Here is a 23511-nt window from a genome sequence, read left to right on the forward strand (position 1 = left end):
CATGGGTGCCCGCCAGGAAAGACGTCTGCTGGAGTCCGCCGCCGCGGTGATGCGGCCCGACGAGCGCGTCGAGCTCGTCGCCATGGCGAAGATCGGATCGGTGAAGAAGGCGGTCGGCAAGTCCATCGCCTACGGTGTCGCCGTCGGAGTGCTCAGCGGCGGCACGATGATGGCCTTCTCGACGCAGGCGGAGGCCTACATCGTGCTGACCGGCCAGCAGATCCTCTTCTTCCGGTCGCACGCCGGCACTCCCGGCAAGCACATCCTGAGCATCCCCCGCGCGTACGCCGCCATCACCGAACCGAAGTCGGGTTTCCTGCTCAAGTTCCAGCTCCACGTCCAGGGCTGGAACCAGGCGCTGGCCCTGACGGTCCCGCCGCTCCCGCCGAGGCTGCGCAGGAGCGGCGTCGCGTTCACGCAGCTCATGCCGCGGGTTGCTCTCGCCCCCGCGTGAGTTCTCCGGCGCGGAGCCGGGGCGGCCGGAAGCCCGGCCGCCCCGTGCACCTCAGCCGCAGTGCTCGAACTCGCTGTTGTACGCCTGACCGTCCACGGCGCCGCCCCACTTGACGCACTTGTCCGCCGCCGCTGCCGCGACCGGGCCCGCGAAGTACGAGAACGCGCCCGAGTCCGTCTGGCGCGTCGACCCCTTGACCTCCAAGTACGCCGACGTCTGCGTCGCCGTTCCCGCGTTCGCGCTCTTCATCGCGCTCACGCAGTTCTTGCCGTTCGAGGCGTTGTACGACAGGTACACCGTGCCCGCCGAGCCCAGCGGGGCCGAGTCGATCACGCCGTAACCGCCGCCGCACGCCGGGGCGCCCAGCTGGGTCTCCGTCACCGTCGCGTAGCGGATCGTGTCGTTCGCGTGGAACTCCGGGCCCGCCTCGAACAACACGCCCACGGACGCCTGCGACAGCTGCACCATGTCCGAGTACGCCGCGTCCTGGCCCCACACGAGCAGGCTGCCCGCCGTGCCCGTCCAGTTGGCGCCCTCGTCGAACGACGAGTGGACGCGCAGCTCCTTGCGACGGTCGCAAGTGGACGGTGCCGCGAAGACGATCCGGTTGTACTTCGCACCCGTGTCGGTCGCGCTCATCCGGGCCGTCGAACCCTCGACCGTCGGGGTGACCAGGTCGGTCGCGAAGGCGAACTTCGAGCTGAACGTCGCGCCGCCGTCCGAGCTGATCGCGAACGCGCGGTTGTGCGTGCCGTCCGCGAGGCACTTGTCGTCCCCGTTGGCGTCGTTGCGCGCCGCCGCGTAGATCCGGCCGTCCTTCAGCTCCGTGACGCTGATCTCCTGCGGGTTCATCAAGTCCGAAGTGGACGTGTCGGTCGCACCGCGGTGCCAGGTCGCGCCCTGGTCGTCGCTGTACACCAGCGATCCGGTGTTCTTGCCGCCGGTCGTGTAGCTCATGCCGGCCACGATCCGGCCGGCGTGCGCGCCGCGCGTGAGCACGATGCCGTGCGACGGGCCCGTCGCCAGCCAGCCGGGTGCGCTCGGGAACCCGAGCTCGGTGGTCAGGACTCTCGGCGCGCCCCACGTCTTGCCGTTGTCCTCGCTGATCGACACGCGCGGGATCCGGCCGCAGGAGGGGTTGGTGTAGCACTGCATGGTGGACAGCAGCACGATCCGGCTGCTGCCCGGGATGACGATCGGCGCCGGGTTGCCCTTGGTGTCGCCGTTGGCCTTGATGACGGTCTGCAGCGCGCTCCACGTCTTCCCGCCGTCGGTCGAGCGCTTCAGCACGAGGTCGATCTCGCCGAGGTCGGCGCACGTGCTGGCGCCGCCGTTGCGGCCCTCGGCGAAGGCGAGCAGATCGCCGTTGTTGCCTTTGACAATGGTCGGGATGCGGTAGCAGTCGTGGCCTTCGGTGTTTTTGTTGAACACCAATGTGCTGGCCACGTCGGCCGACGCGGTGGCGGCGCCCACGGCCGCCGGGACGGCGACGGCGGCGCACCCCAGCAGCCCGGCCAGCAGGCCCTGGGCGAGTCGGGTGATCTTCACGGTGAAAGCTCCCTACGGATTCGTTCTACGTCCTACGTCTCGGCGGTAGCGTCGACGCGGCCCGTACAAGACCCGTACAACCTGGCGTATAACGAACTATTCATGGCCGGGCGGGAAACGCCGGGTGAACGCGGCCGACGCCGCGGGAGCCGACCCACTCTGACCTGGCGGGTTGCTGCCGATCCAACGGCGATATATCGTCGTAGTGTCGGCGATACGGCAAACCGAAGGAGACAACCATGGCGATGAGCGCAGGTGCCGGCCGGATGTTCGGCGGCTTCGGGGGCGGGATGTTCGGTGGTCACGGGCCGGCCGGGCACGGTCACCCCGGCCACGGTCACCCGGACCACCGCTTCCCCGGACACGAAGACTTCGACCCCGGCCCCGACCTGGCCCGCGGCTTCCCGCCCCACCCGCCACACCCACCCCAGCCGCCGGGGCCGCCCGGCGCTCCCGGGTTCCCCGGCTTCCCTGGTGGTCCCGGCTCCTTCGGTGGCCCCGGGGGCTGGTTCGGCGGGGCGGGTCCGTTCCAACGGGTGCAGGAGTTCCGCGGGCGGGGGCCGAGCCGTCCGGTGCGGCCGGCCGTGCTCGCGCTGCTCGCCGAAGAACCGATGCACGGCTACCAGCTCATGCAGGAGATCCGGCGCCGCACCAACGAGCGGTGGCGGCCCAGTCCCGGGTCCGTCTACCCGATCCTGCAGCAGCTGGAGGACGAAGGCCTGGTGCACACCGCCGAGACCGGGGGACGCCGCGTGGCGGAGCTGACCGATGCCGGGCGGGAACACGTCGCCGGGCGGGAAGCCGAGTTCGCCGCCCTCTGGGAGGAACCCGACGAGGCACCCAACGCCGACCGCTTCGCCGCCCTGTGGCACGCGCTGGGAGAGCTGTCCGGCGCGACCGCCCAGGTCGGCCAGAGCGGCACGGAAGCGCAGGTCGCCGAGGTGAAGAAGATCCTCGCCGACGCGCGGCGCCGCGTCTACGCGGTGCTCGCCGACGCCGGCCTCGAGGACGAGGACTGACCCGGCCGGGGCGGATCGTCCACTTCGGACGGTCCGCCCGGCCGGTAGACTCCGGCCGCATGGAGGAAAAGGACTTCGCGGCCCACCTCACGGCCACCCTGACCGGCAGTGCCCTCACCATGCTGCTCGGGATCGGGCACCGCACCGGGCTGCTCGCCGCCGCCGCGCGGGGGCCCGCCACCAGCGCCGAACTGGCCGAGCGGGCCGGGCTGCACGAGCGGTACGTCCGCGAATGGCTCGGCGCCATGGTCACCGGGGGCATCTTCACCCTCGACGCCGGGGCTTACACCCTCCCGCCGCAGCACGCCAAGTTCCTGCTCGGCGAGACCGCGGCGAACCTCATGCCGTCCCTGCTGACGCTGAGCGCCTTCACCGGCATCCTGCCCGACCTCGAACGCAGCTTCGCCGAAGGCGGCGGCGTCCCGCGGTCGGCCTACGGGCCTCACCTCGAAACCCTCGGCGCCAAGACCGGCGACAGCTGGAAGCACATCTACCGCGAGCACCTCGTGGACGGCTTCTTCGGCGCGGTCCCCGGCCTCAACGACCAGCTGACGGCCGGCGCGCGCGTGCTCGACCTGGGCTGCGGCACCGGGAACGCCATCGCCGTCGCGGCCCGCGCGTTCCCCGCGTCGCGGTTCACCGGCCTCGACATCAACGAAAACGTCGTCGGCCAAGCGCGGGAAGCCACCGAAGACCTGCCGAACGCCGAATTCGCCGTCGGCGACGCCGCGCACCTGACCGGCGAATACGACGTGATCACCGCGTTCGACGCCGTGCACGACCAGGACCGGCCGGACGTCGTGCTGCGCCGGGTCCGTGGCGCCCTGGCCGAAGACGGCCTGTTCTTCATGGTGGACACCAACTTCTCGAGCCACGTCGAGAACAACGTCGGCAACCCGATGGCGGCGCTGTGCTACTCGATCAGCCTCATGTACTGCACGACGACGTCGCTCGCGGAAGGCGGCGCCGCGCTGGGGGCCATGTGGGGCACCGAAAAGGCGTCGGAAATGCTGGCGGACGCGGGGTTCGGGCACGTGAGCGTGCTCGAGTCCCCGCGTCCGCAGAACTGCATCTACGTCTGCCGGCCGTGACTCACTGCTGGTAGGGCGCCGCCGCGGCCTTCGCGGCGGTGATCAGCGCGCCCTTGTTCTTCGGCCAGAACGTGCTGTCGACGCAGGTGTACCTCGGCAGGAAGCCGCCGCAGGTGCCGCTCGAGCCGCCGACCTCGAAGGTCACGCTCGCGACGCCGAGCTCGCCGTAGGTGAAGTCGTCGGTGGTGCCGCTCGTGTCGTAGCCGACGGTCTCCTCGTTGGTGCCGACGAGGTAGCCGTTCGACGCCGCGTACTTCGCGCCCAGCCGGCGGTACTGCGCGTCGTTCGGCGAGGTGGACTGGGTGAAGCCCCACGGGATGATGATGTCGTTGCCGTAGCTGTGCAACGTGATCATCGTGCCCTTGGCCGTCGCCGGCGCGGGGTCGTTGTTCCCGGTGCCGCGCTGGTCCGGGAAGATCGCGCGGGCCAGCTTCTCCAGCGCCTGCACCTCCGGCTCGGAACCGGCGCTCACGCCCTGGTAGGTCTCCGAGCACGCGGAGTTCGAGTCGCCGCCCCACTTGAACGTGGAGTTGCGATTGAGGTCGATGCCGATGTTCGTGCCGGTGCAGCCGCCGCGCGAGTTGTTCGCGTTCTTGCGCTGCAGCTTGGGCGAATTCCCGCCGGAGGCGACGATGTCGACGCCGTCGGGGTTCGCGATCGGCACCACCCAGACCTCGGTGGTGTCCAAAATGGACTTCGCGGTGGCGTCGGTCGCGTAGCCGTCGGCGAGGTAGTCGATCCAGCGCCAGGCGAGCTCGCCGGTGGACAGCTCGCGCGCGTGGATCTGGGCCACCAGGAAGAACTTCGGCTTCGGTGACGTCGTCGACAGCGTGCAGTCGCCGGCCTGCTTCTTGGTGAGGCAGAGGGCCTGGACGTCGTGCCCGCCCTGGCCCTTCGTCTTCTTCCACGACTGGCCGATGGTGTACTTCGTGGCGAGGTCGGGGTGCGCGGCGGCGACGGCGGTGAGGTGGTTCTCGTGCGCGGTGACCGTGCGGTACCCGCCGTAGAAGGTGTCCGCAGCCAGGGAATTCGCCTGCGCGGGGAGTTCTTTGTAGACGGTGTCGTGGAACGACGGCGTGAAGCCGCGCGCCCGCAGCTGGTTCGCGACGGCCTGCCCACCGACGACGAAGACGGCGCCGGCGTCACCTTCCTCGACGTCGAAGCCGGCGTTCGTGAGGATCTGCGCCTGGGCAGCGGTGGCCGGGACGCGCCAGAAGACCGGCGTGTCCGCGGGCTGCGCGGTGGCCGTGCCCCCGAGCAGGGTGGTGAGCAGGACACCGGTCGCCGCGAGGGCGAGCCGGGACAGGGACCTTGACGCCATCGGGAGTTCTCCTCACGCCGCACGGATGGAGGGTCCGGTCGGTACCCGTGGTCACCGTACCGGCACGGACAGTGTGTCGGTGGGGGCAAAACCGCCATACCCCCGAAAGTCGCGAAGCGCCGGAATGCCGAAAGGCGGCACTTTCTCGTGAAAGTGCCGCCCTCCGGAGGACGCTGCTACTGCTTCAAGCCGTGCTCGATGGCCTCGATGATCCGCGGCCGCAGCTCGGCGGTGCTGATGATCGCGTCGACCGAGCCGACCTCCACCGCTCGCTGGATGCTGTGGACCTTGTCGAACTCCGCCGCGATCTCGCTGACCTTCTCCGCCCGGACCGACGACTGGACCTCGGCCAGCTGGGTGCTCAACGCCGCTCGCGAGGCCGCGTCGGCGGCCGTGACCCGGTCCTGGAGCTCGGTCACCCGCGGGTCGTTCGCCGTGCGCTTGGCCACCTCGCCGGCGAACACGACCGCCGCCGCCGGGGCGCCGCCCAGCACCGAGGCGAACGAGCCCTCCAGCGCCAGCACCGTCATGTTCGGGTTGAGCGCCTTGGAGAACACCACGAACGCGCCGCCGTGGTAGCGCGAGATCACGGTGAACACGATCGGGCCCTCGAAGTTGACGATCGCCCGGCCGATCTCCGCGCCGTACTCCAGCTGCAGCTTGCGCAGCGACTCCGGCGAGCCGTCGAAGCCGGACAGGTTCGCCAGCACCACCACCGGCCGGTTGCCCGACGCCGCGTTGATCGCGCGCGCCGTCTTCTTCGACGACCGCGGGAACAGCGTGCCCGCCGTGTAGGTGTCCGGGCCGTCGGTGGGCGGGAAGCCGCGGCGGGGGACCGACCGCGACTCGATACCGACCAGGCAGACCGGGCGGCCGCCGATGTGTACGTCCTGCACCGCCGCGGTGTCCGCGTCGGCCATGCCCGCCCAGCGCTCGAGCACCGGGTGGTCCTGGTCCGACAGCGCGCGCATCACCGTGCGGATGTCGAACGGCTTCTTGCGGTCCGGGTTGTGCTCGGCCGAGAAGATCTCGCCGACAGTACGGAAGTCGCTGCCCACGATCGCGTGCGGGAACGGCGAGACGTCGCGGTCGACCGGGTCGTTCGTGCTCACCTTGCGCGGTCCGGCTTCGCCCGGCACCACGTACGTGTGGTCGTAGTGGGACATGACCACTTCGCGGGCGGCCGGCAGGGTCGGCGCCCAGTACTGCGCCTGGCCGTTCGGGCCCATCACGCGGTCGTAGCCGCCGATGCCGAAGTTGTCCTCGGCCGAGACGCCGCCGGAGAAGTCGAGCGCCTGCTTGCCGGTGAGCACCATCGCCGAGTCCGGCGTCATGATGAGAACGCCCTTGGTGTGCATGAGCATCGTGGCTTCGGCGTTCCAGTACGGCTGGGCGCCGACGTTGATCCCGTTGACGACGATGTTGATTTCGCCGCCGTCCTGGGTGAACGTGACGATCCGCTTGAGCGCCGCGGCGACCCAGTCCATGTTCTCGGTGCCCGAGGACATCGAGATCCGCGCGCCCGAGGACAGCGCGAACCACTCCAGCGGCACCCGCATGCGCTCGGCCAGGTCGAGCGCCGCGATGACGCGTGAGCACTCCGGCTCCGACAGCGCGCCCAGCGACTTCGTCGGGTCGCCGAGCAGCACGACCCGCGTGACGCCCTCGGGGTGCCGCTCGCTCGGGGTCGTGACGACGCCGGCGACGATCGCCGCGGTGTTCCCGCCCTTCGGCCGGTCGACCGGCACCAGCGCGCCGCCTTCGAGGTCGTGCTCGGCGAACGTGCCGGCCGGCCCGGCGAGCAGGTCGGTCAGCTCGTACGGGTAGACGTTGCCGCGCCGCGCCGCGCGCAGCACCTTCAGGCGGTAGTCGTCCAGGGGCTTGACCGGCTCGGTCGAGGGCGGTCCGACGTGCAGCCGCGCGCCCTGGCTCGGGTCGAAGGTGATCCGGACGGCGAGCTCGGTCAGCTTGCCCGCGTCGGTGCGCCGGCGGGCCAGGAACTGGACCTCCTCCAGTCCGGCGCCCACCGAGGTCGGCAGGATGCGCTGGACGAGGGTGTTCAGCTCGTCGGTGGTGAGGTCCGTCTGCGGCCAGACGTACATCATGATCCGGTTGGTGTCGAACCGCTTGTTCTGCGGCCGCTGCGCCTGGATGTTGCGGATCGCGTCGAGGCACGCGGTGACGGCGTCCTCGAGCGCGGGCAGCGCGACCAGCCGGCCGTCGGCCTCGCGCAGCGGGGTCAGGTCGCGGACCTGGCCCATCGCGATCAGCCGCTCGTCGGCCGGGTTGCTCTTCGCGACGGCCTTGAAGAGGTAGATCTCCTCGTCCGCCGACGGCAGCCGCGTGAGGTCGAACTCGTGCAGCCGCTGCAGCTGCAGGCGGTTCGCGATCTGCGGGTGCAGGCCGCGGATCAGCCGGTCCTCGGCGAAGCCGGTCGAGCCACTGTCGTCGCGGCGGAAGGTGAAGTGGTGGTGCATCACCGCGCCGCCGGTGCCGGCGACGGTGACCACGATCCGGCGGACACTCGCCGGCACCACGTGCTCGGCCAGCAGCGCGCCGAGCCGCTCGGCGGTCGCGTCGACGTCCGGCTGGTCCTCCCAGCGCAGGTACAGGTCGGCGACGACGCCGTCGGTGGCCACCTCGCCGAGCGCGCGCAGCGCGTCGGGCAGGGCGGCGAAGTCGACGGCGGTGGTGACCAGCGGCAGGACACCGTCCGGGGTGTTGAGCTCGGCGGTCAGCCAGCGGGAGCCGCCGGCGTCGCGGACGGCGACCCCGGTCAGCCGGCGGTTGCCGTAGTAGCGGCGGGTCAGGACCTCCAGCAGTGGCGCGTGGTCGCGCCCCGGGCGGCCGATCCGCTGCCCGATCAGCCGCACCAGGGGCTGGGAGCCGGTGATCATGGCCTGGATCCGCTCGGCGCGGTCCGCGGCGTCCGGGTGCTGGTCGAGGTAGCGCAGTTCGGTGCGGACGGCGGCGTAGACCTCGGCGCGGTTGCGGCGCAGCAGCGGCTGGGCGAACCAGCGGAAGACCACACCGCGGGCCAGGTCGGACACCGCGGGGAAGCGGACCTGCGTGGCCTCGACGACGTGCTCCAGGGTCCGGCCGGCGCGGTCGCTGAGCGCCTCCGCCGGCTGCGGCCCGGTCAGCCACTGCCGAAGCAGCTCCGAAACGACGGCGACGTCGGCCGAAGTCCGTTGCTGCGCCAGGAAGATTCGGAAGACCGCGGCTTCCAGCTCCGGCGTGCGCTCCAGGTCGGTGACGCCGTAGTGGCCGAGGACCTTGGCCAGTTTGGCCTGGAAGCCTTCGGTGACGCCGGCGCGTTCGACGTCGAGGCTCTGCAGGTAGCTGTGGAAGAACTCGCGCGGGCTGTGCACCGCGCCGTTCGGGACGGTGTCCTCGCCGCCCGGGGTGTTGCGGCTCAGCTCGGACAGGTCGGCGAAGACGGTGAGCAGTTCCAGCTCGCCTTCGACCGGGCGGCCGCCCAGCTCGGCCCGCGCGGCGGTGTACGCCGAGAGGACGCGCTTGCGTTCGGCCGGGTCGACGTCGTAGCCGAGCAGCAGGCTGCGCAGGTCCTGCAGGCCGCGCTCGACGCGGTCGGCCGCGGAGACGTCGGCCGCCTCGGCGGGCAGGTCGATGTCGACGGTCTGGGTCTCCTCGGCGACCTCGTCCTCGTCGCCGTCTGCCAGAGGTTCGAGGCGCATCAGCGGCGCGCCGGTCTCGACCTGGCTGCCGACCGACACCGGGCATTCGCGGACGCGGGCGCGGAACGGCGCGCGCAGCACCGTCTCCATCTTCATGCTTTCCAGCACGAGGATCGGCGCGTTCGCCTCGACCTCGTCGCCGACGGACAGCGGTGTCGCGACGACGAGCGCGGGCGCGGGGGAGCGGACGACGCCGCCTTCGTCGCGGCTGACGCGGTGGGTGACGCCGTCGACCTCGACGAGGTGGATCGGGCCGTGCGTGGCGGCCACCAGGCGGAAGCCCTGGCCGTTGACCCGGATCCGGCCGCTGTGGGCGTCGAAGCGGTCGATCTCGACGTCGGCGTGGTGGACGTCCGACGCGCCGGCCGAAACGCCGACGCGGAAGCGCTTCTGGCCGGTGCGCGCGACGCTGACGCGGTAGCCGACGCCGCGGAGCTTGAGGTCGAGCGGCCGGCCGGTCTCGTGCTGGACCTGCGGGCGCCCGCCGTGGGCGGTGGACAGCAGCCGCTGGACGGAGACCTCTTCCTCGTCTTCGTAAGCCTCGATGGCGGCCGCGGCGAGCGCGACCGCGGAGTGCCGGTGGGTGACCAGGCGGCCTTCGGCGCGGACGCGGTCGATCCAGCCGGTGTCGGCGCTGGCGTCGATGACCTCGGGCTGGTCGAGCAGCTCGAGCACGAAGCTCTTGTTGGTCGCGCCGCCCTCGATGATCACGGTGGTCTCGGCCATCGCGCGGCGCAGGCGGCCGAGCGCCTCGTCGCGGTCGCGGCCGTAGGCGATGATCTTGGCGATCATCGAGTCGAAGTCGGCGGGGATCGTGTCGCCCTCGCTGACGCCGGTGTCGACGCGGATGCCGGGGCCGGCGGGCAGCGCCAGCCGCGCGATGAGGCCGGGGGAGGGCGCGAAGTCGCGGTCGGGGTCCTCGGCGTTCAGCCGCGCCTCGACGGCGTGGCCGAGCTCGGCCGGCTGGGCGCCGTCGAGCTTGCCGCCGCCCGCGACGTGCAGCTGCAGCCGGACCAGGTCGGTGCCGGTGGTGATCTCGGTGATCGGGTGTTCGACCTGCAGGCGGGTGTTGACCTCGAGGAAGGCGAACAGCTTCTCGCCGGGGTGGTAGAGGAACTCGACGGTGCACGCGCCGCGGTAGCCGACGGCGACGGCGAGGCGTTCGGCCGACGCCTTCAGCTCGGCGGTCTGCTCCGGCGAGAGGACGGGCGAGGCGGACTCTTCGATGATCTTCTGGTTGCGCCGCTGCACCGAGCAGTCGCGGACGCCGAGCGCCCACGCCGTCTCGCCGTCGGAGATCACCTGGACCTCGACGTGGCGGGCGCCGGTGACCAGTCGCTCGAGGAACACGACGCCGGAACCGAAGGCGCGCAGGGCTTCGGAGCTGGTGCGCTCGTAGGCGTCGGCGAGGTCTTCGCCGGAGGCGACCATGCGGATGCCGCGCCCGCCACCGCCGGCGGTGGCCTTGAGCATCAGCGGGTAGCCGATCTGCTCGCCGGCCTTCAGCGCGTCTTCGAGGGTGGCGACCTCGCCGCGGCTCCACGGCGCGACCGGCACGCCGACCTCTTCGGCGATCAGCTTCGCGCCGATCTTGTCGCCGAGCTTGCGCATCGCGTCGGCGCTCGGCCCGACGAAGGTGATGCCGACCTTCTCGCACAGCTCCGCGAACGCCGGGTCTTCGGCGACGAAACCCCAGCCGACCCACGCGGCGTCGGCCTTCGTCTCGACGAGGGCCCGCTCGAGCTTGGCCAGGTCGAGGTAGGGGCGGGCCGAAGCCGGCCCCAGGTCGTAGGCCAGGTCGGCCTCACGGACGAAGGTGGCGGTGCGATCGGCATCGGTGTAGAGGGCGACCGTCTCGATCTTCGTGCCGGTTTCCGCCGACAGATCCCGGACGGCGTGGATGAGCCGCATCGCGGCCTCTCCGCGGTTGACGATGGCGACACGATTGAACACCGGCTGAGCCTCCCAAGTACCCACGCACAGAAGGCGACGCACCTGTCCTGGGGCGTCGCCTGCACCTGTCTACACCCTGCTGGATTACCGAGGGGTAGACCAATGTCCGCCATGGCGCATGCCGAGGCGGCTGCGTTGTGGACACCCCACAAAAAGCGACCCGCGCCACACCGCGGGGGCCGCATTTCTCGCGAGGACTGCCACAAAGCACGCTGCGCAGCTTACGGCGGCGACGGGGAGGGGAACATCCGGTGAAGCGGAAGTACGGGCCCCTGTTCGCGGGCCCCCGGCGGCAGGGGTCAGGAAGCCAGCAGGACGTCCGGGCCGAGGACCTGGCCCAGCTCGCGCCGTTCGGCTTCCGACAGCGGGACGGCCGCGACGCTGCACCGGCCGTCCGGGCCCGGGGCCGTCGTGATGGCCAGCACCGGCTGCCCGTCGATCTCCCGGAGCGTCACCCGGCCGCCGCAGGAGAGGTCCACGCTGATCCCGGGGCGGTCGCGATGCCTGCCCAGCCACCGGCCGACGAAGTCGAAGGTCATCGCGGTCTCCCCTCGGTCGTGCACTCCCCGTGAAGCACAGGTGTCGGTGGTTAATGCCCCGGATACCTCGCGGTTACACCCGATGGTGGAGAAAAGTCGGCCATGATGGCCAGATGAAACTGGGGCAACTGGCCACGACCGCGCAGGAGCTGTTCACCGCCAAGCTGGTCTACGGCGATCCGGTCGAGCGCGACGGGGTCGTCGTGATCCCCGCCGCCGCGGTGTTCGGCGGCGGGGGCGGGGGCGCGGACGACACCGCCGCGCTGCCCGTGCGCGAAGGTGCCGGGTTCGGGGTGTTCGCCCGGCCCGCCGGGGCTTTCGTGGTCCGCGGGGACGCCGTGACCTGGGTGCCCGCGGTCGACCGCACGCGGATCGGGCTGGCCGCCGCGGTCACCGTCGTCGCGCTCGCCAAGATCCTTTCGCGGCGCTGACCCGACGGCGGAAGTTCACCACCGGTTCGCGCCGGTGTTCGCGTGGCCCACCTAGCGTCAGAGCGTCTTTCGATGCGGAGGTACGCATGAGTACTGGGGACCTGAGCCGGCGCACGCTGCTGCGCGCGAGCGGGGTGGTGGCAGCGGCCGGGCTGCTGCCCGGTGTCGCGTTCGCCGACCAGCCGGGCGGCACCGGCAGCCAGACCCGGACCGTCACCGGCGCGCTGAAGCCGGACGTCCCGGACTGGTACTACCTGCCCGTCGACGTCCCGCGCGGGGTGCGGCAGATCGACGTCGTCTACTCCTACGACCGGCCGACGGTCCCGGCCGGCACCCGCGGGAACGCCTGCGACATCGGGATGTTCGGCCCGGAAGGCCACGAACTGGGCAACGCGCGCGGCTTCCGCGGCTGGTCCGGCGGCTTCCGCGACCGGTTCTCGATCAGCGCGTCCGAAGCCACGCCGGGCTACCTCGCCGGCCCGATCAAGCCGGGCCGCTGGCACGTCATCCTCGGCCCGTACACGGTCGCGCCGCAGGGCTTGACCTACAAAGTGGACATCACGCTCACCTTCGGGCCGGACGCGGCGCCCTTCGTGCCGAAGCCGGCGCCGGAATCCGCGCCCGCCCGCGAGCGCGGCCGCGCCTGGTACCGCGGCGACGGCCACCTGCACACCGTCCACTCCGACGGCCGCCGCACGCCGGACCAGCTGGTCGCCGACGCGCGTGCCGCGGGCCTGGACTTCATCGTCTCCACCGACCACAACACGTCCAGCTCGCAGCTCGTCTGGGGGAACCACGCCACCGACGACCTGCTGATCCTCAACGGCGAAGAGGTCACGACGCGGTCGGGGCACTGGCCCGCGATCGGCCTGCCCGCCGGCACGTGGATCGACTGGCGCTACCGCGCCGCCGACCCGCGGGACTTCCGCCGCTTCACCGACCAGGTGCACCGCGCGGGCGGCCTGGTCACCGCGGCGCACCCGTTCGCCAACTGCTTCGGCTGCACCTACGAGTTCGCGTACGAGATCGCCGACCTGGTCGAGGTCTGGAACGGGCCGTGGACCCAGGACGACGAGGCGAGCGTCATCCACTGGGACGGGCTCCTGCGCGGCGGCCGGTTCATCCCGGCTATCGGCGACTCCGACGCGCACAACCCGGACCAGCGCGTCGCGCTGCCGCACACGGTGGTTCTCGCCGACCGGTTGCGGCGCAAGGAACTCCTCGAAGGGCTGAAGGCGGGCCGGTCGTGGCTGGCCGAGTCGTCGGCGGTCCAGCTGGACTTCACGGCCTCCGGCGGCGGCCGCACGGCGGGGATCGGCTCGCGGCTGCCGGCCGGCACCGGGACGCCGGTGACCGTGCGCGCGGTGGTCGGCGGAGTACCGGGGACGACGGTGACGTTCCTCGACCAGCTGGGGCCGGAGCACACGGAGACGATCGGCGACGGCGGCGCGGCGACGGTGACGTGGACGACCTACCCGAGGTACTCCCGGTGGGTGCGCGTGGAGGTCCGTCGCCCGTCCGGGGGTCCGAACACCACTCAGCCGAACGCGATGGTCGCGATGTCGAACCCGATCTTCCTCGGGGCCGACGACTGAGGCACGCTCCGTCCGGCCGAGAACCTTCACCGAACCTCCACACCCCGCGCCGCGTCCTTTGGCAGACTGGTGCGAACGGGTGAAAGCGGGGCAGGGTGCGCGGGTGTGGTCTGAAGGTGGCGATCTTCCTCGGTGCGGTCGTCGTGCTGACGGCGGGGGTCGTCGTGGTGGTGGTGCTGACGCGCAGCCCGGTGCGGACGCCGGGCTGCACCGTGGCGCTGCCCGGGCAGGCGTCGTACACGTTCACGCCCGAGCAGATGGACAGCGCCGCGACGATCGCGGGCGTCGGGACGAAGCTCGGCCTGCCGCCGCACGCGGCCACCGTCGCGCTGGCCACCGCGTTGCAGGAGTCGAAACTGCGCAACCTCGAAGGCGGTGACCGCGACTCGGTCGGGTTGTTCCAGCAGCGGCCCAGCCAGGGCTGGGGCGCGGTCGCGCAGCTGCGCGACCCGGTCTACGCGGCGACGGCGTTCTACGAGAAGCTCGAAAAGCTGCCGGGCTGGGAGACGCTGCCGATCACCGAGGCGGCCCAGGAGATCCAGCGCTCGGGCGTCCCGGACGCGTACGCGCAGTGGGAGCCGCAGGCGCGGGCCATGGCGGCGGCGTTCGCCGGCCAGTTCCCGGCCGCGATGACGTGCCGCAACCTGACCTTGGCGGCCCCCGGCGACCTCGCCACGACGGCGACGAACGAGCTGGGCACGGCGCGGTTGAGCGGCGCGCACCCGGCCGCGCAGGGGTGGGCGTACGCGAGCTGGCTGGTCGGCCGCGCGGAGGCGCTGGGCGTGGACAAGGTGAGCTTCGCCGGCCAGACGTGGACGGCGGAGTCCGGGGCCTGGGCCCAGGACCCCGCCGCCGGTCCGGACCTGGCGCTGCACCAGGCCCCGGCCCCCCAGCCCAGCCAGTAGCGGCACTTTCACGTGAAAGTGACCTGGAGTGCGCGCTCCGGGTAGCTTTCACGTGAAAGCTCCGCTCAGGGGACGAGGATCGCGCGGCCTCGGATGCGGCCCGCGTCGAGGTCGTCGAGCGCCGTCTGGAACTCCTCCAGCCGGTAGCGGGCCGTGTGCAGCTTCACCCGGCCCTGCGCCGCCAGCACCATCAGCTCGCACAGGTCGTTGTACGACCCCACCAGGTTCCCGATCAGGTTGATCTCCGTCGAGATGATGTCGATCGTCGGGACGTCGATGTTCTCGCCGTAGCCGACGACGTGGTAGTCGCCTGCCCGCCGCAGCATCGCGATCCCGTCGCGCGTCGCCCCGCCCTCACCGACGAAGTCGATCACCGTCTCCGCGCCGTGGCCGCCGGTCAGGTCGAGCACCTGCGACACCTGCGAGCCGTCGCCGGTCACGCCGTGGTCGGCGCCGATCGACACCGCCAGCTTCACCGCGTCCGGGTTGCGGTCGACGACGATCAGCTCCGCCGCCGTAATCGCCTTGAGCACCTGGATCCCGATGTGCCCGAGCCCGCCCGCGCCGATCACGACGCACTTGTCGCCCGGACGCAGCCGCCGCGCCGCCTTCGCCGCCGCGTGGTACGCCGTCAGACCGGCGTCGGCCAGTGCCGCGACGTCCGCCGGCACCAGGGAGTCGTCGATCTTGACGACGCTGCGGGCCGACGTCTTCAGATACTCCGCGTACCCGCCCGCGGTGTCGATGCCGGGGAACCGCGACTGTTCACAGTGGACGTCGTCGCCGAAGCGGCACGCCCGGCACAGCCCGCACGTGATCAGCGGGTGCACTATCACCTTGTCGCCCTCGGCGACGTTCGTGACCGCGCTGCCCACCGCGTGCACCCAGCCCGCGTTCTCGTGCCCGATCGTGTAGGGCAGCGTGACGCCGGACTTCTCCTTCCACTGCCCTTCCAGGATGTGCAGGTCGGTGCGGCAGACACCGGCGCCGCCGATCCGGACGAGCACGTCGTACGGCCCGGTCACCTCCGGCGCCGGGACGTCGGTCATCTCCAACGGCGAGTCGTACCCGACGACCTGGACCGCTTTCATGCTGTTGCCTCCACGGGAGTTTCGGGGTAACGGGTGCGGAGCAGGCCGCGGCAGAAGTGCGAGTTGCCCTCGATGGAAATGCGGACCGAGCGAGCGAACCGCAGCCGCAACGGGATTTCCTCGCGGGGGAACGGGGTTCCGTCGTGATCGACCAGCACGGGCGACGACGGGTCGGAAGACAGCCCGAGCGCCGCCCGCCGCCGCAGCAACGCCTGAGAAGACGCGGTGTCCGGCAGGTCCGCGAGCGTGACGCCGTGCAGGTCGACGTCCTCGTCCGCGCGCAGCAGCACCGTGAGCGCGCGTTCCATCGCGGCCTGGTGGGCCTTGCGGCGGAAGATCTCCCGCAGTTCTTCCAGATCCTGGTCGGCTTCGTGGCCGAACGTCCCGCGGTACCCCGCGTCCGCGGCGAGACCGGCGTTGATGAGGTCCGAGTCGTGGTGGTCGTCCAGCTCCACCACGACTTCCGTCGTCCACGGCAGCGCGGTCAGCACGTCTTTGGCGTCCGACGCCATGAGGTAGGCGAAGTTCGGCGCGCAGAACGACGTCGGCAGTCGCAAGTGGACGGTCACCCGCCCGCCGTCGACGTCGAGGGACTTGACGAAGCCGAGGTCGGTGATGGGCTCGTCCAGCTCGGGGTCGAGAACCGCGTCCAGCGCGGTGTGGGCGTCCACGTCAGGCCACCGAGACGGCCTGCGGCTCGACCGGCGCGAGCTGCAGCTCGGAAGGAACCGGGATGTCGTACATCGCCGCCGCGTTGAGCCCGAGGATCTTCTTCTTCTGGTCGACGGTCAGCGGCGCGTACTCCGGCATGTCCTCGGGGATCTGGAAGTCGACGAACCGCTCGATCAGCCACTTCGGCGTCCACAGCGCGTAGTCGCTGGAGAACTGGATGCGGTCCTCGTCCAGCCAGTACAGCAGCTCGCCGATGATCTGCGCGAAGTACCGCGGCCGCGTGTGGATGAACGGGATGGCCACCGCGAGTCCCGCGTGGACGTTCGGCTCCTGCGTCGCGATCCAGCAGAAGTCCTCCAGCCGCGGCAGCCCGCAGTGCTCGACGACGAAGTTGAGGTCGGTGAAGTCGGTCGCGGCGTGGTCGACGTCGGCGACGTCGAAGGCGTCGCGGTCCAGCGGCCGGATCGTCGGTCCTTTGTGGACGTGGATGTTCTTGATCCCGAGTTCCTGGCAGGCCTCGAAGTACTTGTACGTCCACTTGTCGTCGAGTTTGTAGCCGCGCGAGTCGCCCTGCCATTCGGCGGTGTAGAGCTTGACGCCCTTGAGATTGAACCGCTCCGCGTCCCGGCGCAGCTGGTCGATCCCGGCCTGCTCGAAGCGCGGGTCGAAGAAGTGGTTGTAGGTCAGCTTGCCCTTGTGCTTCTGCGTCAGCGCGAAGGCTTCCTCGGTCTGCCCGAAACCGTTCTCGTAGAACGCGCCGAGGTACGCGGGCTGGAAGATCGCGTGGTCGACGTACCCGTTCTCGAACAGGTCGCGCATCAGCCGCTCGCCGCCCTGGTAGAGGTAGTCCTCGTAGGGCCAGACCTCGGACTCGGGGCTGAGGTTGCGGTGGTAGTCGTAGAAGCAGTCGATGAACTGCTTGCCGTGGACGTTCCGCTGGTTCTCCGGGCGCGCGTCCCAGAGCGCCACGTGGGCGTCCACGATGAAGTACGTCTCGCCGTCCTTGCTGTACATGCGGTCCTCCACGGTTGGCTCGGTGGAGGCGACGCTAGGGACGTCGGGGCTGGTCAGGGACCCGTCCGGTGTCTCGATATGAGACAGCTCGGGCCGCCGCCTCCCGGGCGGCGGACGTAGGCTGGACGACGTCCGACGCAGCGGCGCGTCCGGAGGAGGTCGAGTGGAGAACCCGCAGGTGTCCGTCACGCGGTCGTTCGACGCGGCCCGGCTGCGGGCGTCCTGGCAGCGCAGCGAGCGCTACGGCGTTCCCGAGGACGAGGTCCTGCCGGTGTTCTCCGGCGCGGTCGACACCGGGTCGCTGCTCTACGAGTGCGGCACCGAGGTGCTGCGCGGGCTGCAGGCGACGCTGGCCAACGAGCCGATCAGCCTGATGATCACCGACAGCGAAGGCCTGGTGCTGAGCCGGCTGTGCACGGACGCGTCCATCAACCGCTCGCTCGACAAGGTGCACCTGGCGCCCGGCTTCTACTTCGCGGAGAGCAACGCGGGCACCAACGGGCTCGGCCTGGCGCTCGCCGACCGGGCGCCGTCGCTGGTCCGGGCGAGCGAGCACTACTGCACCGACCTGCGCGGCTACACCTGCGCGGCGGTGCCCGTGCTCGACCCGCTCACCGGGTCGCTGGCCGGCAGCGTCAACCTGACCACCTGGTCGGAGCAGTCCTCGGAGCTGCTGCTGGCGCTCGCGCAGGCCGCGGCCGGCAACACCGCGGCGCTGATGCTGGCCCGCGCGTCCGGGCGGATCGCCCGGCCGACCCCGCGCGGCGAGGTCTTCCGCGTCTACGCCGACCGCGTCGACCCGGGTGACCTGCCGCGGCTATCACCCGCCTGGACCACGGCGGTCGGTTCGGCGCAGGCGGCCTTCGCGGCGGGCCGGGTCGTCGCGGTCGTCGGTGAGCCGGGCGCGGGCAAGACGGCGCTGGCGTCGCTGGCCCGGCGGCAGCTGCGGCCGCGTGAGCGCGTGCTCAACGCGCGCCCGCCCGCGCCCGACGACGTCGACACGTGGCTGACGTTGTGGACGCCGGAGCTGGCCAAGGAAGGCACGTGCGTGATCGTGTCCGGCGTCGAGGCCCTGCCGGCGTGGGCGGCGGAGGAGCTGGCGCGGCGGTTCGCCGAGGTGCGCGGCGACGGGCCGCCGCCGTTCGTGCTGACGGCCGAGGACGCCGGAGCGGTGCCGCCGGCGCTGCGGCCCCTGGTCGACCGGGTCGTCGAGGTCCCGGCGCTGCGGTTCCGCCCGGACGACGTCCTCCCGCTGGCCCACCACTTCGTCCGCCGCGACCGCGGACGCGACATCACGTTCACTTCGGCGGCTTCGCGGGCGTTGGCGGCGTACGACTGGCCGGAAAACGCGAAGCAGCTTCGGCGGGTTGTGCGCGAAGCGGCTTCGCGGTCCGACGTGGTCGATGTGGGGCACCTGCCGGCCGAGGTGTTCAGCGCGGTGGGACACCGGTTGAGCCGGCTGCAGGCGCTCGAAAGGGACGAGATCGTCCGGTGCCTGGCCGAGCCCGGGGCAACGGTCGTGCAGGCGGCGGGAAAGCTCGGCATGGGCCGGGCGACGCTCTACCGGAAGATGGCGCAGTACGGCCTCAACGCGCGGCAGCTGAAGTCGTAGGCGGGCCTGGGCACGTGCGCGGCGGCAGGTGACATGGGCAGGTGTGTGACGGGCGGCGGCGTGGGCGGGCCGGGGCAGGTGCGCGACGGGCGGCGCCGTGGGTGGCATGGGGCGGCGCGTGGCGCGCGGCGTCGGTCCTCGGCCGGAGGCGAAGCCTGCGCCGGTCAGTGTTCGGTGGCCGGCGGTGTAGGCGGGCCGGTATGCGGCGGCCGAAGGTGCAGGCGGGCCCGGTGCGCGGCGGCTGGTGACGTGGGCGGCATGAAGTCGGCGTGTGGCGGCCGGCGGCGCGGGGTGGCGTGGGTCGGCGCGCGGCTGGTGGTGCGGGTCGGCTCCTGGCGGGGTGGCGTCGGTCTCCGGCCGGAGCCCCAGCCACCGCCGGTCAGCGGTCAGCGGGCGGCGGCTGGGGCCTCGGCCGTGGTGCGGGTCGCCTGCGCCCAGCGGACCGCCGGGCCCATCGCCGCGCCCGCGGTCAGGAACACCGCGCCCAGCAGCAGCCAGCCCGGCAGGCCCCAGCCGACCACGACCGTGCTCAGCAGCACCGGCCCGACCGCGCGCGCCACCGACACCCCCGTGCCGAAGAACCCCTGGTACTGCCCCTGCCGGTCGGCCGGCGCCAGCGCGAAGCCGATCTCCCACGTGCCCGCCGACTGCAGCATCTCGCCGAACACCTGCACCACCGCGCCCACGACCAGCACCGCGAACGCCGTCCACGGCGACGTCCCGGCCGCCGCCAGCGCGAACGCCACGCAGGACGCCAGCAGCAGCACCCCGGACCGGCGGACCATCCGCGCCGCCGCGCCGATGCTCGCCAGCCGCCCCGCCACGCGGACCTGCAGCAGCACCACCACGACCGTGTTGAGCACGAACAGCGCGGACACCGTCCAGCCCGGCGCGGCGGTCCGCTCGACGATCCACAGCGGGATCGCGACGCTCAGCAGCGGCATCCGCAGCAGCAGGACCGCGTTCAGCAGCGTGACCAGCGCGTACGGCCGGTCACGCAGCACCGCCAGCTTCGGCTCCCCGGCCCGCGGCGCTGAGGGCGCCACGGGCGGGAGCGCGACCATGAGCACCGCCGTCACGACGAAAGCCGCGGCGTCGAGCGCGAAGACCGAGATGTACGCCGACGCCGTGTCGGCCGAAAGCGCGAGGCCGCCCAGACCGGCGCCGATCGCCAGCCCCGCGTTGCCCGCCGACTGCAGCTGGGCCCGGATGCGCGTCCGGCGTCGCGGATCGGCGAGCGCGGCCAGCAGGGCCTGCCGGACGGCGGCCAGGCCGGTCTGGCAGCTGCCGTAGAGGCACGCGGCGAGCACGAACAGCAGCGGCGTGCGGACGAACGGGAACACCAGGATCGACGCGCTCGTGGCCAGCGCCAGCAGGATCGCGCAGCCGCGGGCGCCGTGGCGGTCGGCGAGGTGGCCGAGCGGCACACCCGCGACCGAGCCCACCGCCCAGCCGAGCGTCAGGCCCAGCCCGACCTGCGCCGGGGTCAGCCCGGCGACCCGCGTGAAGAAGAGAACCGAGCAGGTCAGGAAGGCGCCGTCGCCGAGCGAGCCGGCCAGCTGGGCGGTGGCGAGCAGCCGGGCGGGGCGGTCCTGGGTCAGCGTCATGGACCTACCGTAGATCGGGACTTGGCCCGATCCCAGATCCAATTCCGTCGAATCGGGTTGGGCCAATATAGGCTCGCCGGATGGACTTCCACGTCAGCCTGGCCGGCCGCGGCGACCTGTCCGTCCGGATCTACCGGCAGCTGCGGGACGCCGTGCTGGACGGCCGGCTGCGGGCGGGCGAGCGGCTCCCGCCGACGCGGGAACTGGCGCGGCGCCTGGCCGTCTCGCGCAACACCGTCGCGGTCGCCTACGACCGGCTGACCGCCGACGGCTTCCTGACCGGCCGCGTCGGCGCCGGGACGTACGTCAGCGGTTCGCTGCCTACACCCAAGCCGCGTACGGCGCCGCCGACGCGGGGTCCGCGGCCGAAGGCGATCTGGCGTTCACTGCCGGCGCCGGCCGCCGCGGTGGTGGACGCCCTGGAGTTCGACTTCCGCGTCGGCGTCCCCGATCCGGCGTTGTTCCCGCTCGAGACGTGGCGGCGGCTGCTCGGGCGCGAGCTGCGGACCGGCTTCGCTCACTACGTCGACCCGGGCGGCCACGCGGGGCTGCGCGCGGCGATCGCGCGCCACGTCGGCGTTTCCCGGTCGGTGCGCGCCGGCGCGGACGACGTGCTCGTCACGCAGGGGGCGCAGCAGGCCCTCGACCTGCTGTGCCGCGTGCTGCTCTCGCCGGGCGACCGCGTCGCCATCGAGGAACCCGGTTACCGGCAGGCGAGACTGCTGTTCGCTTCGCACGGCGCCGAAGTCGTCGGGGTGCCGGTGGACGGCGAAGGCCTTGACGTCTCGGCGCTGCCTTCGCGGACGAAGCTGGTGTACGTGACGCCGTCGCACCAGTTCCCGCTCGGCACGCCGATGTCCCTGGCCCGCCGCACGGCGTTGCTGGCGTGGGCCGAGCGGGCGGACGCGGTCGTCGTCGAGGACGACTACGACAGCGAGTTCCGGTTCTCCGATCGGCCCCTGGAGCCGCTGCAGAGCCTGGACCGCGGCGGGCGTGTGGCGTACGTCGGGTCGTTCTCGAAGACGCTGCTTCCCATGCTGCGCCTGGGTTTCCTGGTGGCTCCTCCGTCGTTGCGCGAGGCGTTGCGGACCGCGCGTCAGCTTTCGGACTGGCACGGCGACGTCCCGGCCCAGGCGACGCTGGCCCGGTTCGTCGACGAAGGCTTGTTCGCCCGCCACATCCGGCGCGCCACCAAGGTGTACGCGGAACGCCACGAGCGTCTGGTGTCCACTGTGGACGAATTGTTCGCGGGCCGGCTCCGGGTGGTGCCGTCGGCGGCGGGGCTGCACGTGTGCGCGCTGGCCGGCTCCGACGTGGAGCCGATCGCCGCGCGGGCGTCGGTCGCCGGGGTGGCGGTGCAGACCCTTGCCGACCTGTGCGGCGGGTCGCCTCCGCCGGGGTTGGTGCTGGGCTACGGCTCGATCCCGGTCGAGAGGATCGGCGACGGGCTCGCGGCGCTGGACGCGGCCTGGGGCTCGACGTAGTGGTCCGTCCGCCGCCGGGCCGCGATCGCCAGGCCGCCCGCGCCGGTCGCCACCGCCGTGGCCACGACCAGCAGCCAGCCGTGGCGGAAGTCCGTCAGGTCCGGGGTTCCCGCGAAGATCGCCACCAGCACCGCCGTCCCCAGGACCGTGCCGATCTGGCGCGTCGTGTTGACCATCGACGAACCCGCGCCCCAGCGTGCCGGGTGCAGGACCGTGCCGACGACGCCCGACAGGCTCGGCAGGATCAGCCCGACCCCGATGCCCGTGAGGAGCTGGCCGGGCAGCATCGAGGCGGCGTAGTCGGGCGTCGAACCCATACGCAGCAACCAGATCAGCGCGCCAGCACCGAAGGAGACGCCGCCGAGGGCGACCACCGGGCCCGGGCCGAAGCGGTGCACGAACCGGCCGCCGAGGATCGACACCGGCACCACCATCAGCGGTCCCGGCGCCAGTGACAGTCCGGCCACCAGGATCGAGTCGTGCCAGACGGACGTCAGGAACAGGACGTTGCCGAACAGCATCGCGGCGAACCCGGCGGCGAACACGCCGGTCGTCACGCACGCCAGCCACAGCGTCGGGACGCGCAGGGCCGGCAGGTCCAGCACCGGCACGGCGTGCCGCGCCGAGCGCACCGGCACCCAGGCCAGCGCGACGACGGCGATCGCGAAGGCGAGCAGGACGGGCTTCGCGGTCCAGCCGCGCTCGGGTGCTTCCACCAGCGCGTAGGCGAGGGCGCCGACGCCGGCGAGCAGGCCGGCCGCGCCGAGCAGGTCCGGGACGCCGGTGGTGGTGTCCCGAGACTCGCGCAGCACGCGCGGTCCGGCGAGCAGGGTCAGGGCGCAGATCGGCAGGTTCACCAGGAACACCCACCGCCACGACGCCTCGACGAGCAGGCCGCCGACGGGCGGGCCGAGCGCGGCGGCCGCGGCGCCGACGGACGCCCAGACCCCGACCGCCATCGGCCGCCGGTGGGCGGGGAACGCGGTCAGCAGCAGGGCCAGCGACGTCGGCATGACGAGCGCGGCGCCGACGGCCTGCACGGCCCGGAAGGCGACGAGCAGCGGAATGGACGGCGCGACGGCGCAGGCGGCGGAGGCGAGCGTGAAGACGGCGACACCGAGCAGAAACAGCCGTTTCCGGCCGTAGCGGTCGGCCAGCCGTCCGGCGGGCGCGAGGCAGGCCGCGAACAGGACGGTGTAGCCGTTGAGGACCCAGGAGAGCGTGGCGAGGCCGTCGCCGGGGAAGGCGGCCCGGATGCCGGGGAACGCGATCGTGACGATGAACGTGTCGAGGCTGGCGAGGAACGCCGCCGTCGAGACGACCAGCAGCACGAGGCCGGGCTTCGGCGCGGTGTCGGTCATGGTCCTCCTAGGTTTGAAAAAGCAACCTAGCCGGAGGGTGTGGGTCTCAACAAGAGACTGAGCTGTTCGGAGCGAGATAGGTCACGTGGAGCCGGGAGGGTGCGAGGTGGAGGGGC

The 23511-nt window shown here is 72.1% G+C and carries 17 protein-coding genes; 8 read left to right on the plus strand and 9 right to left on the minus strand.

Translation table 11 applies throughout. The features are described from left to right. Window position 1: 1 nt before the first annotated feature. On the plus strand, window positions 2-454 hold the full coding sequence (locus BLV96_RS02450; RefSeq protein ID WP_086683623.1) for a hypothetical protein: 453 nt from the start codon (window positions 2-4) through the stop codon (window positions 452-454). Between the two features lie 51 nt (window positions 455-505). Here the strand turns inward: BLV96_RS02450 and BLV96_RS02455 are convergent, their stop codons facing one another. After that, the gene (locus BLV96_RS02455) at window positions 506-2002 is read right to left on the minus strand and encodes a sialidase family protein (RefSeq protein ID WP_091388669.1); all 1497 of its coding nucleotides are present in this window, start codon (window positions 2000-2002) and stop codon (window positions 506-508) included. 239 nt (window positions 2003-2241) lie between these two features. Here BLV96_RS02455 and BLV96_RS02460 point away from each other — a divergent pair, with 239 nt between their 5' ends. After that, window positions 2242-3021 carry a PadR family transcriptional regulator gene (locus BLV96_RS02460; protein WP_091388672.1) on the plus strand — a complete coding sequence of 260 codons (780 nt, stop codon included), beginning with the start codon at window positions 2242-2244 and terminating at the stop codon, window positions 3019-3021. A 59-nt stretch (window positions 3022-3080) separates the two neighbouring features. Continuing rightward, a complete protein-coding gene (locus tag BLV96_RS02465) occupies window positions 3081-4112 on the plus strand; it encodes a class I SAM-dependent methyltransferase (protein WP_086684305.1) in 1032 nt (343 codons plus the stop codon). Between the two features lies 1 nt (window position 4113). Here BLV96_RS02465 and BLV96_RS02470 read toward each other — a convergent pair whose 3' ends face one another. The 3 genes from BLV96_RS02470 to BLV96_RS02480 all read right to left on the minus strand — a co-directional run bounded on the left by BLV96_RS02470 (window position 4114) and on the right by BLV96_RS02480 (window position 11623). Then, window positions 4114-5433, minus strand: coding sequence for a M14 family zinc carboxypeptidase (locus BLV96_RS02470; RefSeq protein WP_086684302.1), 1320 nt, complete (start codon window positions 5431-5433; stop codon window positions 4114-4116). A gap of 176 nt (window positions 5434-5609) precedes the next feature. Further along, window positions 5610-11084 carry an ATP-binding protein gene (locus BLV96_RS02475; RefSeq protein WP_086684299.1) on the minus strand — a complete coding sequence of 1825 codons (5475 nt, stop codon included), beginning with the start codon at window positions 11082-11084 and terminating at the stop codon, window positions 5610-5612. A 299-nt stretch (window positions 11085-11383) separates the two neighbouring features. Then, the gene (locus BLV96_RS02480; RefSeq protein WP_086684296.1) at window positions 11384-11623 is read right to left on the minus strand and encodes a hypothetical protein; all 240 of its coding nucleotides are present in this window, start codon (window positions 11621-11623) and stop codon (window positions 11384-11386) included. 113 nt (window positions 11624-11736) lie between these two features. On the opposite strand from BLV96_RS02480, the gene BLV96_RS02485 reads away from it, so the two are divergent. From BLV96_RS02485 to BLV96_RS02495, 3 genes are all read left to right on the plus strand, one after another. Next, window positions 11737-12054, plus strand: a complete 318-nt coding sequence (locus tag BLV96_RS02485) for a hypothetical protein (protein ID WP_086684292.1) — start codon at window positions 11737-11739, stop codon at window positions 12052-12054. 86 nt (window positions 12055-12140) lie between these two features. Beyond that, complete coding sequence (locus BLV96_RS02490; protein WP_086684290.1) at window positions 12141-13649, plus strand: CehA/McbA family metallohydrolase; 1509 nt, start codon at window positions 12141-12143, stop codon at window positions 13647-13649. 116 nt (window positions 13650-13765) lie between these two features. Continuing rightward, window positions 13766-14554, plus strand: coding sequence for a hypothetical protein (locus tag BLV96_RS02495; protein WP_244180016.1), 789 nt, complete (start codon window positions 13766-13768; stop codon window positions 14552-14554). Between the two features lie 65 nt (window positions 14555-14619). Here BLV96_RS02495 and BLV96_RS02500 read toward each other — a convergent pair whose 3' ends face one another. From BLV96_RS02500 to BLV96_RS02510, 3 genes are read right to left on the minus strand one after another with little or no spacing between them, the layout of a single operon-like run. Then, window positions 14620-15645, minus strand: a complete 1026-nt coding sequence (locus tag BLV96_RS02500; protein ID WP_086684287.1) for an NAD(P)-dependent alcohol dehydrogenase — start codon at window positions 15643-15645, stop codon at window positions 14620-14622. Further along, window positions 15642-16316: an iron-sulfur cluster assembly protein gene (locus BLV96_RS02505; protein WP_086684284.1), complete on the minus strand. Its 675-nt coding sequence runs from the start codon at window positions 16314-16316 to the stop codon at window positions 15642-15644. The genes BLV96_RS02500 and BLV96_RS02505 overlap by 4 nt, the downstream gene beginning before the upstream one ends. 1 nt (window position 16317) lies before the next feature. After that, a complete protein-coding gene (locus BLV96_RS02510; RefSeq protein WP_086684281.1) occupies window positions 16318-17331 on the minus strand; it encodes an amidohydrolase family protein in 1014 nt (337 codons plus the stop codon). Window positions 17332-17494: 163 nt separating this feature from the next. Between BLV96_RS02510 and BLV96_RS02515 the strand changes: the two genes are divergently transcribed. Further along, window positions 17495-18943 (plus strand): AAA-type ATPase lid domain-containing protein, encoded by a 1449-nt coding sequence (locus BLV96_RS02515; protein ID WP_086684279.1) that lies wholly within the window; start codon window positions 17495-17497, stop codon window positions 18941-18943. Between the two features lie 386 nt (window positions 18944-19329). Here the strand turns inward: BLV96_RS02515 and BLV96_RS02520 are convergent, their stop codons facing one another. Next, window positions 19330-20550 carry an MFS transporter gene (locus BLV96_RS02520; protein ID WP_086684276.1) on the minus strand — a complete coding sequence of 407 codons (1221 nt, stop codon included), beginning with the start codon at window positions 20548-20550 and terminating at the stop codon, window positions 19330-19332. Between the two features lie 80 nt (window positions 20551-20630). On the opposite strand from BLV96_RS02520, the gene pdxR reads away from it, so the two are divergent. Continuing rightward, the gene (gene pdxR / locus BLV96_RS02525) at window positions 20631-22034 is read left to right on the plus strand and encodes a MocR-like pyridoxine biosynthesis transcription factor PdxR (protein WP_086684273.1); all 1404 of its coding nucleotides are present in this window, start codon (window positions 20631-20633) and stop codon (window positions 22032-22034) included. Here the strand turns inward: pdxR and BLV96_RS02530 are convergent. Next, window positions 21962-23395: an MFS transporter gene (locus BLV96_RS02530; protein WP_086684270.1), complete on the minus strand. Its 1434-nt coding sequence runs from the start codon at window positions 23393-23395 to the stop codon at window positions 21962-21964. The two genes, pdxR and BLV96_RS02530, sit on opposite strands and share 73 nt — an antisense overlap. Between the last annotated feature and the right edge of the window lie 116 nt (window positions 23396-23511).

Source organism: Amycolatopsis pretoriensis (assembly GCF_900107925.1).
GTDB classification, from domain to species: domain Bacteria; phylum Actinomycetota; class Actinomycetes; order Mycobacteriales; family Pseudonocardiaceae; genus Amycolatopsis; species Amycolatopsis pretoriensis.

Coding starts and splice junctions, on each gene's coding strand:
- BLV96_RS02490 (WP_086684290.1), top strand. CDS start 12,141: ATGAGTACTGGGGACCTGAGCCGGCGCACGCTGCTGCGCGCGAGCGGG.
- BLV96_RS02460 (WP_091388672.1), top strand. CDS start 2,242: ATGGCGATGAGCGCAGGTGCCGGCCGGATGTTCGGCGGCTTCGGGGGC.
- BLV96_RS02450 (WP_086683623.1), top strand. CDS start 2: ATGGGTGCCCGCCAGGAAAGACGTCTGCTGGAGTCCGCCGCCGCGGTG.
- BLV96_RS02530 (WP_086684270.1), bottom strand. CDS start 23,395: ATGACCGACACCGCGCCGAAGCCCGGCCTCGTGCTGCTGGTCGTCTCG.
- BLV96_RS02500 (WP_086684287.1), bottom strand. CDS start 15,645: ATGAAAGCGGTCCAGGTCGTCGGGTACGACTCGCCGTTGGAGATGACC.
- pdxR (WP_086684273.1), top strand. CDS start 20,631: ATGGACTTCCACGTCAGCCTGGCCGGCCGCGGCGACCTGTCCGTCCGG.
- BLV96_RS02465 (WP_086684305.1), top strand. CDS start 3,081: ATGGAGGAAAAGGACTTCGCGGCCCACCTCACGGCCACCCTGACCGGC.
- BLV96_RS02510 (WP_086684281.1), bottom strand. CDS start 17,331: ATGTACAGCAAGGACGGCGAGACGTACTTCATCGTGGACGCCCACGTG.
- BLV96_RS02470 (WP_086684302.1), bottom strand. CDS start 5,433: ATGGCGTCAAGGTCCCTGTCCCGGCTCGCCCTCGCGGCGACCGGTGTC.
- BLV96_RS02520 (WP_086684276.1), bottom strand. CDS start 20,550: ATGACGCTGACCCAGGACCGCCCCGCCCGGCTGCTCGCCACCGCCCAG.
- BLV96_RS02485 (WP_086684292.1), top strand. CDS start 11,737: ATGAAACTGGGGCAACTGGCCACGACCGCGCAGGAGCTGTTCACCGCC.
- BLV96_RS02480 (WP_086684296.1), bottom strand. CDS start 11,623: ATGACCTTCGACTTCGTCGGCCGGTGGCTGGGCAGGCATCGCGACCGC.